The sequence below is a fragment of the Streptomyces sp. NPDC002835 genome (assembly GCF_053591995.1).
This window is the reverse complement of sequence record NZ_JBSFUW010000013.1, coordinates 1-12,294: the sequence shown is the minus strand read 5'-3', so window position 1 is coordinate 12,294 and position 12,294 is coordinate 1. Positions and strand designations below refer to the sequence as shown.

Sequence of the window (12,294 nt, the reverse complement as noted above, 5' to 3'; positions counted from 1 at the left end):
GCCGCTACAGCGCGCACCCCTGGCTGTCGACCTCTTGGTTGGCGTTGCGGCCGAGTTCGATGTCCTTGCGGATCTCGTCCGCCGTCAGGGCGTAGCCGGTGTCCGCGTCGTCGAGTGACCTGGCGAAGATGACCCCGTAGACCTTGCCGTCGGTGGTGAGCAGCGGGCCGCCGGAGTTGCCCTGCCGCACGGTCGCGAACAGCGAGTAGACGTCGCGGCGGACGGTGCCCCGGTGGTAGATGTCGGGACCGTCGGCGTTGATCCGTCCGCGGACACGGGCGGAGCGCACGTCGTACGCGCCGTTCTCCGGGAAGCCGGCGATGATCGCGCTGTCACCGCTCTCGGCGTCGCCCTCCTCGAAGTCGGCGAACTCGAGCGGGCGGGCCCGGAGGTCCGGGACGTCCAGGACGGCGATGTCGCGCTGCCAGTCGTAGAGGACGACCTTGGCGTCGTAGAGCCGGCCCTCACCGCCTATCTGCACGGTCGGCTCGTCGACGCCGCCGACGACGTGGGCGTTGGTCATCACCCGGCGCTCGTCGAAGACGAAGCCGGTTCCTTCGAGGACCTTGCCGCAGCTCGGGGCCGTACCGACGACCTTGACGATGGACTGCTTGGCGCGCGCGGCGACGGGGCTGCCGACGAGCGCCGGGTCGGGGGGCTGCACCTCGGTGATGGGCTCGTTGGCGAACGGACTGAAGACCTGGGGGAAGCCGTTCTGCGCGAGGACCGAGGAGAAGTCCCTGAACCAGGTGTTGGCCTGATCGGGCATCACACGCGACACCCCGAGCAGCACCTTCGAACTGCGCACCTCCTTGCCCAGGGTGGGCAGCGAGGTGCCGGCGAGCGCGGAGCCGATCAGCCAGGCGACCAGCAGCATCGCGACGACGTTGACCAGCGCGCCGCCCGTGGCGTCGAGCGCGCGGGCGGGCGACCAGGTGATGAACCGCCGCAGTTTGTTGCCCAGATGGGTGGTGAAGGCCTGACCGACCGAGGCGCAGACGATCACGATGACGACCGCGACTATCGCGACGGTGGTGGACACTTCGGCGTCGTCGGTCAGCGCGTTCCAGATCACCGGAAGCAGATAGACCGCGACGAGTCCGCCGCCGAGGAAGCCGATCACCGACAGGATGCCGACGACGAAGCCCTGGCGGTAGCCGACGATCGCGAACCACACGGCGGCGACCAGCAACAGGATGTCCAGCACGTTCACCGAATTTTGCCTCGCAGTGTCGTCGCCGGTGCTCGGTCCGGCTGGGGGGTGGGGCACGGCGAGCCGCGCGGTCGGTGTCACGCCCCCGCCGGGAGGGCATCACTCGGTCAGCCTGTCATGCGTGCCAGTCCAGCGGGACCTTCTTGGTACGGTCCCATGGTCGCTCCCAGCCCGCGAAGTGCAGGATCCGGTCGATCACCCCGGCGGTGAAACCCCAGACCAGAGCCCCTTCGACGGTGAACGCCGGTCCGGCGTGGCCGCGCGGGTGCACGGCCGTCGCGCGGTTGGCCGGGTCCGTGAGGTCGGCCACGGGCACGGTGAACACGCGTGCGGTCTCCGCGGGATCGACCGCTCCGACCGGGCTGGGGGCTCGCCACCATCCCAGTACGGGCGTGACGACGAAACTGCTCACCGGGATGTAGAGCTTGGGCAGTATGCCGAAGGTCTGCACTCCCGCCGGGTCCAGCCCCGTCTCTTCCTGGGCCTCCCGCAGCGCGGCACGCAGCGGGCCGGTCGTCGCCGGGTCGCCGTCCTCGGGATCGAGCGCACCGCCGGGGAAGGACGGCTGTCCCGCATGCGAGCGCAGCGTGCCCGCGCGCTCCATGAGCAGCAGTTCCGGCCCCTTGGCGCCCTCACCGAAGAGAACGAGGACGGCGGACTGGCGGCCGTGCCCGCTCTCGGGCGGCAGGAAGCGGCTGAGCTGGTGCGGCTGCACCGTGTCGGCGGCGCGCACCACGGGGTCGAGCCACTCCGGCAGACCGTCGGTCGTGACGACGACGTCACCGTCGACGACCACCTCACCGTCGCCGTGCTGTTCGAATCGCTGGTACGTCTCTTCTCCAGTACGTGTCATCGGCACCCCCTCACGCACAACGTCCCAAGGCGCCTCGATCGTTCCGCTCGCGGCAGCGTCACCCGGTCGCGCCCAGCGCCGGGGCCGGTTTCCCCGGGTAGTCCGGGGGCGGCTTGAGACGCTGGCCGGGCTGGCCGCCCTTCTCGTACTTCAGCAGCTTCGCGGCCTTCTCCGGATCGGTCTCGCCCTCCCCGTAGGCGGGGCAGAGGTGTGTGATCGGGCAGGCGCCGCAGGCGGGTCTGCGGGCGTGGCAGATACGGCGGCCGTGGAAGATCACCCGGTGCGAGAGCATGGTCCACTCGCTCTTCGGGAAGATCGTGGCGATCTCGGCCTCGATCTTCACCGGATCGTCCTGGTCGGTCCACTTCCAACGCCGGGCCAGGCGCATGAAGTGCGTGTCCACGGTGATCCCGGGAACACCGAAGGCATTGCCCAGGACGACGAACGCGGTCTTGCGGCCCACTCCGGGCAGGCTCACCAGGTCCTGGAGCCGGCCGGGGACCTCGCCGCCGAAGTTGTCCCGGATGGCGGCGGACAGGCCCATGATCGACTTGGTCTTGGCACGGAAGAACCCCGTCGGGCGGATGAGCTCCTCGACCGCTTCCGGCTCCGCCGCCGCCAGGTCCTCGGGCGTGGGGTACTTGGCGAAGAGGGCGGGCGTCGTCTGGTTGACCCGGAGGTCGGTGGTCTGCGCGGACAGGACCGTCGCGATCAGCAGCTGGAAGGCGTTCTCGAAATCGAGCTCCGGATGGGCGTACGGATACACCTCGGCGAGCTCGCGATTTATGCGGCGGGCGCGCCGGACCATGGCCAGCCGCGTTTCCGGCTTGGGCGTTTTATCCTTTTTGCCCGAGGCGGGTGATCGCTGTTCGCCCACAGCGGAATTCTGCTTACCGGACACGCTCCCAGCCCCCTCGGCCTGTGCTCTCACCGGCGAATTGGACACCCGGCCAGCCTAAAGGCCCCCACCGACATCCGCCCCGGCCACCCTGAATCAGGACCCGATCGGGCCCCTGCCGTAGGGAGAGACACGCCAGTACGTCAAACTTGTTGTGACTGATCGCACGATTGTTTACCACCAGGGTCCGTGCCCGGGTGGAGCCCCACCGGGCACAGTGTCCCCAGGCCGGCACAGCACAGTCCGGCATCATGGGACCAACGTCCCCTGAGCAGGTCGACAAGGAGAGAACTCGTGGACGACGTTCTGCGGCGCGCCCCGCTCTTCGCGGCGCTCGATGACGAGCAGGCCGCGGAGCTCCGCGCCTCGATGAGTGAAGCGACGCTCGCCCGCGGCGACGCGCTCTTCCACGAGGGCGAACCGGGCGACCGCCTCTACGTGGTCACCGAAGGCAAGGTCAAGCTCCACCGCACCTCACCCGACGGCCGCGAGAACATGCTGGCGGTCCTCGGCCCCGGCGAGCTGATCGGCGAGCTGTCCCTCTTCGACCCCGGCCCCCGCACCGCGACCGCCTCCGCGCTGACCGAGGTCAAGCTCCTCGGCCTCGGCCACGGCGACCTCCAGCCCTGGCTGAACGTGCGGCCCGAGGTGGCCACGGCGCTGCTGCGCGCCGTCGCCCGCCGACTGCGCAAGACCAACGACCAGATGTCCGACCTGGTCTTCTCCGACGTACCGGGCCGTGTCGCCCGCGCGCTCCTCGATCTGTCGCGCCGCTTCGGCGTGCAGTCGGAGGAGGGCATCCACGTCGTCCACGACCTCACCCAGGAAGAGCTGGCCCAGCTGGTCGGCGCCTCCCGCGAGACTGTGAACAAGGCCCTGGCCGACTTCGCGCAGCGCGGCTGGCTGCGTCTGGAGGCGCGTGCGGTGATCCTGCTGGACGTGGAGCGTCTGGCCAAGCGTTCGCGCTGAGGCCGCCCGCTCAGGCACACCCTGTCCCGTGCGAAGGGGCCGCCCGCGTGACGCGGGCGGCCCCTTCGCGTGGAGACCGGCCTCCTGGGGTGCCGCTAGGCGGCGGGCCCGATGAGGCCGTGGTCCCGCAGATACTCCAGCTGTGCCCGTACGGAGAGTTCCGCGGCCGGCCACAGGGACCTGTCCACGTCCGCGTACACCTGCGCCACCACCTCGGCGGCCGTCGCGCAGCCGTTCTCGACAGCCGTCTCCACCTGAGCGAGCCGGTTCGCGCGGTGCGCGAGGTAGAACTCGACGGCGCCCTGGGCGTCGTCGAGCACCGGGCCGTGGCCGGGGAGCACGGTGCGGATGCCGTCGTCGACGGTGAGCGAGCGCAGCCGCCTCAGCGAGTCGAGGTAGTCGCCGAGCCTGCCGTCGGGGTGCGCGACGACGGTCGTGCCACGGCCGAGGACCGTGTCCCCGGTGAGCACGGCCCGGTCGGCCGGCAAATGGAAGCTGAGCGAGTCCCCGGTGTGGCCGGGCGTGGGGACGACCCGCAGCTCCAGGCCGCCCGTGGTGATCACATCCCCCGGGGCGAGCCCCTCGTCGCCGAGCCGCAGTGCCGGGTCGAGGGCCCGCACGTTCGTACGGGTCAGGGCCGCGAAGCGCGCGGCGCCTTCGGCGTGGTCGGGGTGGCCGTGGGTCAGCAGGGTGAGGGCGACCCGCTTGCCCGCCCGTTCGGCGGTGTCGACGACGGCCCGCAGATGGCCGTCGTCGAGCGGCCCCGGGTCGACGACGACCGCGAGATCGGAGTCCGGCTCTGAGACGATCCAGGTGTTGGTGCCGTCGAGGGTCATCGCGGACGCGTTCGGGGCGAGGACGTTCACGGCGCGGGCGGTGGCGGGTCCGGAGAGCACACCGCCGCGGGGCTGTCCCGGCAGCGTGGCGGCATCCGTCATCGCGGGCCTCCGGTGGGCACGTGCTTGGTGAACTCGTCGTGTCCCGGCCAGCTCAGGACGACCCCCCCGCCCTCCAGCCGGGCCTCGGCCAGCACCGGGGTGAGGTCCTGGTCCGCCGCCGCCTCCAGGGCCCGCGCGGCCGTCCCGTACGGCTGGAGCGTGCGGAGCGTCGCGACGGTCGGCGGCATCATCAGCAGGTCGCCCTTGTCGTACCCGGCGGTGGCGTCCGCGGGGCTGATCCAGACGGTGCTCTCCGCCTCCGAGGAGGCGTTGCGGGTGCGCTGGCCCTCGGGGAGCGCGGCTACGAAGAACCAGGTGTCGTACCGGCGCGGCTCGAACTCCGGCGTGATCCAGCGCGCCCACGCGCCCAGCAGGTCCGAGCGGAGCACGAGCCCTCTGCGGTCCAGGAAGTCCGCGAACGACAGTCCCCGGTCGACCAGTGCCTGCCGGTCCGCCTCCCAGTCGTCGCCCGTCGTGTCGCCGACGACCGTGTCGTGGGTGGCACCGGCCAGCAGGACGCCCGCCTCCTCGAACGTCTCGCGCACCGCCGCGCACACGATGGCCTGGGCGGACGCCGTGTCGTCGACTCCGAGGCGCTCCGCCCAGACCTCCAAAGAGGGGCCCGCCCAGCGCACCGGGCGGTCGTCGCGGGGGTCCACGCCGCCGCCCGGGTACGCGTACGCACCGCCGGCGAAGGCCATGGAGGCGCGCCGGCGCAGCATGTGGACAGCGGTGCCGTCGGCCGTGTCGCGCAGCAGCATCACCGTGGCGGCCCGCCTGGGGGCCACGGCGGTGAGCTCGCCACTCGCGAGCGCGCGGATGCGATCGGGCCATTCCGGCGGGTACCACTGACCATTCGACATGGGCGGATGCTATGCGCTTCCGCGTCGATGTTCGAGGGCTCTCTTCCCGCCGGACCGCGGGCGTACGGCAACGGCCCCGTGCCCGCCGGAAGGGCGGCGGGCACGGGGCCGTCCTCGTACTGAGGCGCTCGGTCAGCTTCCGCCCGGGACGAGCTCCACCTGGATCTCGACCTCGACCGGAGCGTCCAGGGGCAGCACGGCCACGCCGACCGCGCTGCGCGCGTGGACGCCCTTGTCACCGAGCACTTCGCCGAGCAGCTCGCTGGCGCCGTTGAGGACGGCGGGCTGGCCGGTGAAGTCCGCGGCGGACGCCACGAAGCCGACGACCTTCACCACACGCGCGATGCGGTCCAGGTCACCGACGACCGACTTCACGGCCGCCAGGGCGTTCAGCGCACAGGTGCGGGCGAGCTCCTTGGCCTCCTCGGGAGTGACCTCGGCCCCGACCTTGCCGGTCACCGGAAGTTTGCCTTCCACCATCGGGAGCTGGCCCGCGGTGTAGACGTACGCTCCGGACACCACGGCCGGCTGGTACGCGGCCAGCGGCGGCACCACCTCGGGCAGCGTCAGTCCGAGTTCGGCGAGCCGGGCGGCGACGACGCCACTCACGAGGACTTCTCACGCTTCAGGTAGGCCACGAGCTGCTCGGGGTTGTTGGGTCCCGGTACGACCTGGACCAGCTCCCAGCCGTCCTCGCCCCAGGTGTCCAGAATCTGCTTCGTCGCGTGCACGAGAAGGGGCACGGTCGAGTATTCCCACTTGGTCATGGAGCCGACTGTAGCCGCACCCCCGGCATGGTCCGTGACGCAGGCGGACGGTTCGTGACGCAGCCCGCACACAGCCTCGTGCGTAGGGCGGGGCGCGACTGGTTAGGCTCGCATACGTGAGCAGGCTCCAGGTCGTCAGCGGCAAGGGCGGGACCGGTAAGACCACGGTTGCCGCCGCCCTCGCGCTCGCCCTCGCGACCGAGGGAAAGCGGACTCTCCTCGTCGAGGTCGAGGGCAGGCAGGGCATCGCCCAGCTGTTCGAGACAGAGGCACTTCCTTATGAGGAGCGCAAGATCGCCGTCTCCTCCGGCGGCGGGGAGGTCTTCGCGCTGGCCATCGACGCCGAGCGCGCGCTCCTCGACTACCTCCAGATGTTCTACAAACTCGGCGGCGCCGGCCGCGCCCTGAAGAAGATCGGCGCGATCGACTTCGCGACGACGATCGCCCCGGGCGTCCGCGACGTGCTGCTGACCGGCAAGGCCTGCGAGGCGGTCCGCCGCCGGGACAAGCAGGGGCGGTACGTCTACGACCACGTGGTCATGGACGCCCCGCCCACCGGCCGCATCACCCGCTTCCTGAACGTCAACGACGAGGTGGCGGGGCTGGCGAGGATCGGCCCGATACACAATCAGGCGCAGGCGGTGATGCGGGTCCTCAAGTCCCCCGAGACGGCGGTCCACCTGGTGACCCTCCTGGAGGAGATGCCGGTGCAGGAGACCGCGGACGGCGTGGCCGAACTGCGCGCCGCCGATCTGCCGGTGGGCCGGGTCATCGTGAACATGGTCCGTCCGCACCTCCTCGACGAGGACACGCTGCGCGACGCGGCGGACGGCCGGCGCGGCGCCGTCACCAAGGCCCTCAGGGCGGCCGGCGTCCCGGGCGCCGCGGCGCTCGTCACCCCGCTGCTGGAGCAGGCCGCCGAGCACGCGCAGCGCGTGGAGCTGGAACGCGAGCAGCGCGGGACGCTGAACACGCTGGAGCTGGGCGCGTACGAACTCCCCATGCTGAGTGAGGGCGTCGACCTGTCCGGCCTCTACCAACTGGCGAAGGAACTGCGCAAGCAGGGGGCGGGCTCATGACACTGGACCCATCGGCCCGGCTCGAGATCGACCCGCTCATCGACGACCCGGCCACGCGCATCATCGTGTGCTGCGGCGCCGGGGGCGTCGGCAAGACGACGACGGCCGCGGCCCTCGGCGTACGGGCGGCCGAGCGCGGCCGCAAGGTCGTCGTCCTCACCATCGACCCGGCCCGGCGGCTCGCGCAGTCCATGGGCATCGACTCGCTCGACAACACCCCGCGCCGGGTCAAGGGCATCGAGGACCGGGGCGCGGCGTCGCGGAAGGGTTCCGGCAAGGACGGTGACGGCCGGCCGGCGGGCGAACTGCACGCCATGATGCTCGACATGAAGCGGACGTTCGACGAGATCGTCGAGTCGCACGCGGACGCGGAGCGGGCGCGCGCCATCCTGGAGAACCCCTTCTACCAGTCCCTGTCCGCCGGTTTCGCGGGCACGCAGGAATACATGGCCATGGAGAAGCTGGGCCAGCTGCGGGCGCGGGACGAGTGGGACCTGATCGTCGTCGACACCCCGCCGTCGCGTTCGGCGCTGGACTTCCTGGACGCGCCGAAGCGGCTCGGGTCGTTCCTGGACGGCAGGTTCATCAAGCTGCTGATGACGCCGGCGAAGGTGGGCGGCCGGGCGGGGATGAAGTTCCTCAATGTCGGCATGTCGATGATGACGGGCACGCTGGGCAAGGTGCTGGGCGGTCAACTGCTGAAGGACGTGCAGACGTTCGTCGCGGCGATGGACACCATGTTCGGCGGGTTCCGTACGCGGGCGGACGCCACGTACCGGCTGCTGCAGGCCCCGGGGACGGCGTTCCTCGTCGTCGCGGCGCCCGAGCGCGACGCGCTGCGGGAGGCGGCGTACTTCGTGGAACGGCTGGCGGCGGAGAAGATGCCGCTCGCCGGTCTGGTCCTCAACCGGGTGCACGGCAGCGGGGCGGCGGGGCTGTCCGCGGAGCGGGCGCTGGCTGCCGCGGAAAATCTTGACGAGGTCGGCATTGTGGATCAGGGGCCCGGGAAGACTGGTGTTCGTGACGCCGCGGCCGTCTCTCCCGAATCGCCGTCCGCGGGTCGCTCCCCCGAAGCCCCACCGGCTTCCGGCACGTCGGCGGCCGGCGCACCGGAAGCCGTATCGGACCCGCTCGAAGTGCCCGACCCACCCGCAGACTTGAAGAGTTCGACGGAGCAGACCACCGAGCAGATGACCGCCGGTCTGCTGCGGCTGCATGCGGAACGGATGCAGGTGCTCGCCCGCGAGCAGCGCACCCGTGACCGTTTCACCGCGCTCCACCCGGAAGTGGCGGTGGCCGAAGTACCCGCGTTCCCCGGGGACGTCCACGATCTCGCCGGCCTGCGCGCCATCGGCGACCGCCTCGCGGCGGGCGGGGACGCGTCGGCCGGGGCGGCTTAGGCGCGTCGGAGCTCAGCACGCGGGCTCGTGCGCGCGCGGCGTTGCCGCATCGGCCCTCGGCACCCGCCCCCGGATGCGGGCCCGACGCGTGACACCCGTACACACTGCGGCTGTCGGCGCCCGTACGGGCGTGGCCCGGTGTGAGACGTATCACGCCCTCCCGGGGCCCACGCCCCCCGCGCTGCCGGCACATGCCGAAGGCGCACGTCGTGCACTTCCCAAGGCCGCTGACCGGCCCGCTAACCCACTGCCGCGTACGCCTCGTAGGTCTCGTCGTCGTCGAGGGCGACGGGAAGGATCCCCGCGCTGCGCTCGTATTCCGTGCGTGCGGTCTCGAGCAGTCGCCGCCACGAGGTGACCGTGGGCCGCCTGCGCAGCAGTGCCCGCCGCTCCCGCTCGGTCATTCCGCCCCACACGCCGAACTCGACGCGGTTGTCGAGCGCGTCGGCCAGGCACTCCGTGCGCACCGGGCATCCCGTGCACACCGCCTTGGCCCTGTTCTGCGCTGCCCCTTGTACGAACAGTTCATCCGGATCCGTCGTGCGGCAGGCTGCCTGCGCACTCCAGTCGGTTACCCAGCCCATGCCGGCGCCGTCCTCTCCCGAATCGAGGCTCCCCCACGGCGGCAGCGGCATATTCACCGCTGCCAGTTGAGGACGTTACGGAAGGTGGGCACAGCGCAACACCCCCTTGGGGCCCAATCTTGAATGGCCCGAACGGACTATGCGTACGCGGCAGATCACCCAGGGGAGTGACCTGGGGACATAGCGGAAAAGCCCGGCAAAGCGGGGCGATTCAGCCGGGTCACACGGGGCACATCACCACGCATGCGCCGGATTCGGACATGACTCGCGGACACAACTTCGCCGGATTCGGGTACAGCGGGAGTCGTGTCAAGTACTTGATGCAGAACCGCACTGCTGTGACAGTTGTGAGCAGCTTAGGCCAAGGCCTTTACGCCTGTCCGGCAAATGAGAACGTAGGCTGCCCTCATGCCAAAGAAGCGCTCGGGCGGCGGTCTGACAGCGACGCAGCAGGCCGCCAAGTTCCTCGGTGTCAGTGTGCTCTCCGGAGCGGTGCTGGCAGGCATCGCCCTGCCCGCGGCCGGAGCACTGGGGCTGGCGGCCAAGGGGACGGTCGAAGGATTCGACACCATCCCCGCCAACCTCAAGACGCCGCCGCTGAGTCAGCGCACCACGATCCTCGACTCCGAGGGCGGCAAGATCGCCGTGGTCTACTCGCGTGACCGCACGGTGGTGCCCCTCAAGGACATCTCGCCGTACATGCAGAAGGCGATCGTCGCGATCGAGGACGCCCGTTTCTACGAGCACGGCGCGATCGACCTCAAGGGCGTGCTGCGCGCACTGAACAAGAACGCGCAGGCGGGCGGCGTCTCCGAGGGCGCCTCCACGCTCACCCAGCAGTATGTGAAGAACGTCTTCGTCGAAGAGGCCGGCGACGACCCCGACAAGGTCGCCCAGGCCACCCAGCAGACCCTCGGCCGCAAGATCCGCGAACTGAAGTACGCGATCCAGGTCGAGGAGGAGCTCGGCAAGAAGAAGATCCTCGAGAACTACCTCAACATCACGTTCTTCGGCCAGCAGGCGTACGGCATCGAGGCCGCCTCCCAGCGCTACTTCTCCAAGCACGCCAAGGACCTGAAGCTGGAGGAGGCGGCGCTCCTCGCCGGCGTCGTCCAGTCTCCGAGCCGCTTCGACCCGGTCAACGACTCGGAGGAGGCGACCAAGCGCCGCGACCTCGTGCTGCAGCGCATGGCCGACGTCGGTGACATCTCCCGGGCCGAGCTGGAGAAGGCCAAGGCCGCGCCGATCGAGCTGAAGGTGAGCAAGCCCAAGAACGGCTGCATCACCGCCGTCGACGGCGCGGGCTTCTTCTGCGACTACGTGCGCCAGATCTTCCTGACCGACCCGGTCTTCGGAAAGACCCGCAAGGACCGGCTCAAGGTCTGGAACCAGGGCGGTCTGACGATCAAGACCACGCTGAAGCCCCAGGCCCAGAAGGCGGCGCAGCAGTCGATAAAGGACCACGTCTACCAGACCGACAAGGTCGCCGCCGCGGTGACGCTCGTCGAGCCCGGGACCGGCAAGGTCGTGGCGATGGGCCAGTCCAAGCCGTACGGCTTCGGCAAGAACGAGACCCAGATCAACTACTCGGTCAACAAGGCGATGGGCGGCTCGAACTACGGCTTCCCGGTCGGCTCGACCTTCAAGCCGTTCCTGGCGTCCGCCGCGCTGGAGCAGGGCAAACCTCCGACGCAGATCTATCCGTCGCCGTTCAAGATGCCGTACCCCGAGCGCATCATGACGTGCAGCGGAAAGCCCTGGGTCAACACCGACGGCGCCGTGCTCGAGAACGAGAACGAGGCGGAGGTCGGACCGTACCCGCTCAAAAAGGCGATGGAACTGTCCGTCAACACCTACTTCGTGCAGATGATCTCCGAGATCGGGATGTGCCCGATCTCGGAGATGGCCACCAAGCTCGGTGTGGTGCAGGGCGACGGGAGCAAGCTGCCCGAACTGCCCTCGGCCCTCACTCTCGGCTCCACCGGCATCTCGCCGCTCAACATGGCCAACGCCTACGCGGCCTTCGCCAACCGGGGCAACTACTGCACGCCGACGGCCATCGAGTCGATCAAGACGGCGGACGGCAAGAGCCTGAAGGTCCCGCAGACCCAGTGCTCCCGGGCGATGTCGGAGCAGACCGCCGATACCATCAACACGCTGCTGCGCGGAGTGGTCGACTCCGGTACCGGCCGGCAGGCCGGTCTGCAGAGCCGCGACAACGCGGGCAAGACCGGTACCACGGACTTCCGCAAGAACGCCTGGTTCGTGGGCTACACCCCGAACATGTCCGGCGCGGTCTGGGTCGGCAGCGCCGACCAGCAGGTGGAGATGGTGGACATCACCATCGGCGGCCAGTACCACCCCAAGGTCTTCGGCGGCGGCGTCCCGGGTCCGATCTGGAAGGACGCGATGGCGGGCGCGCTGGAGGGTCAACCGGCCCTTCCGTTCAACACCGTCCACATCCCGGATCCGAAGAAGGACGAGGACAAAGAGAAGGACAAGGACAAGGGGAAGCCGGGCGACGACAAGCCCGGCGACCAGGAGCCGTGGCCCGGCATCTCCATCCCGCCGGACCTGATCGGCGGCGGCAACAACCGCGGCCAGGGCAACGGCGGCGGTGACGGCGGCGGCGGCAACTGGCCGTAGGAGTCCGGCGACGCACGAGGGGGGGGGGGCGGGGCGGGGGGGGGGGCGGGGGGGGGGCGCGCCCCGCGGGGCGGGTGGCACGAG

At 70.3% G+C, this 12,294-nt stretch carries 12 protein-coding genes; 4 read left to right on the top strand and 8 right to left on the bottom strand.

The genetic code is table 11. From position 1 onward, the window contains the following. Positions 1-4: 4 nt before the first annotated feature. From ACWD01_RS16425 to nth, 3 genes are all read right to left on the bottom strand, one after another. A complete protein-coding gene (locus ACWD01_RS16425; protein WP_451162277.1) occupies positions 5-1,213 on the bottom strand; it encodes a MarP family serine protease in 1,209 nt (402 codons plus the stop codon). A gap of 115 nt (positions 1,214-1,328) precedes the next feature. Next, positions 1,329-2,066 carry an NUDIX hydrolase gene (locus tag ACWD01_RS16420; RefSeq protein WP_451162275.1) on the bottom strand — a complete coding sequence of 246 codons (738 nt, stop codon included), beginning with the start codon at positions 2,064-2,066 and terminating at the stop codon, positions 1,329-1,331. Between the two features lie 58 nt (positions 2,067-2,124). After that, the gene (gene nth, locus ACWD01_RS16415) at positions 2,125-2,967 is read right to left on the bottom strand and encodes an endonuclease III (RefSeq protein WP_451162273.1); all 843 of its coding nucleotides are present in this window, start codon (positions 2,965-2,967) and stop codon (positions 2,125-2,127) included. 291 nt (positions 2,968-3,258) lie between these two features. On the opposite strand from nth, the gene ACWD01_RS16410 reads away from it, so the two are divergent. Then, positions 3,259-3,933, top strand: coding sequence for a Crp/Fnr family transcriptional regulator (locus ACWD01_RS16410; protein ID WP_356894509.1), 675 nt, complete (start codon positions 3,259-3,261; stop codon positions 3,931-3,933). Between the two features lie 95 nt (positions 3,934-4,028). On the opposite strand, the gene ACWD01_RS16405 is transcribed toward ACWD01_RS16410, so the two are convergent. The 4 genes from ACWD01_RS16405 to ACWD01_RS16390 all read right to left on the bottom strand — a co-directional run bounded on the left by ACWD01_RS16405 (position 4,029) and on the right by ACWD01_RS16390 (position 6,501). Beyond that, positions 4,029-4,871 (bottom strand): MBL fold metallo-hydrolase, encoded by an 843-nt coding sequence (locus tag ACWD01_RS16405; RefSeq protein ID WP_451162271.1) that lies wholly within the window; start codon positions 4,869-4,871, stop codon positions 4,029-4,031. Beyond that, positions 4,868-5,734: an NUDIX hydrolase gene (locus tag ACWD01_RS16400; protein ID WP_451162269.1), complete on the bottom strand. Its 867-nt coding sequence runs from the start codon at positions 5,732-5,734 to the stop codon at positions 4,868-4,870. The genes ACWD01_RS16405 and ACWD01_RS16400 overlap by 4 nt, the downstream gene beginning before the upstream one ends. Positions 5,735-5,866: 132 nt before the next feature. After that, positions 5,867-6,343: a RidA family protein gene (locus ACWD01_RS16395; RefSeq protein ID WP_451162267.1), complete on the bottom strand. Its 477-nt coding sequence runs from the start codon at positions 6,341-6,343 to the stop codon at positions 5,867-5,869. Further along, positions 6,340-6,501 carry a DUF4177 domain-containing protein gene (locus ACWD01_RS16390; protein ID WP_356894501.1) on the bottom strand — a complete coding sequence of 54 codons (162 nt, stop codon included), beginning with the start codon at positions 6,499-6,501 and terminating at the stop codon, positions 6,340-6,342. The genes ACWD01_RS16395 and ACWD01_RS16390 overlap by 4 nt, the downstream gene beginning before the upstream one ends. A gap of 116 nt (positions 6,502-6,617) precedes the next feature. On the opposite strand from ACWD01_RS16390, the gene ACWD01_RS16385 reads away from it, so the two are divergent. Beyond that, complete coding sequence (locus ACWD01_RS16385; RefSeq protein WP_451162265.1) at positions 6,618-7,580, top strand: ArsA family ATPase; 963 nt, start codon at positions 6,618-6,620, stop codon at positions 7,578-7,580. Further along, positions 7,577-8,980 (top strand): ArsA family ATPase, encoded by a 1,404-nt coding sequence (locus ACWD01_RS16380; protein WP_451162263.1) that lies wholly within the window; start codon positions 7,577-7,579, stop codon positions 8,978-8,980. The genes ACWD01_RS16385 and ACWD01_RS16380 overlap by 4 nt, the downstream gene beginning before the upstream one ends. Positions 8,981-9,219: 239 nt before the next feature. Here ACWD01_RS16380 and ACWD01_RS16375 read toward each other — a convergent pair whose 3' ends face one another. Then, a complete protein-coding gene (locus ACWD01_RS16375) occupies positions 9,220-9,564 on the bottom strand; it encodes a WhiB family transcriptional regulator (RefSeq protein ID WP_050791514.1) in 345 nt (114 codons plus the stop codon). A gap of 408 nt (positions 9,565-9,972) precedes the next feature. Between ACWD01_RS16375 and ACWD01_RS16370 the strand changes: the two genes are divergently transcribed. After that, complete coding sequence (locus ACWD01_RS16370) at positions 9,973-12,210, top strand: transglycosylase domain-containing protein (protein ID WP_451162262.1); 2,238 nt, start codon at positions 9,973-9,975, stop codon at positions 12,208-12,210. Positions 12,211-12,294: the final 84 nt, after the last annotated feature.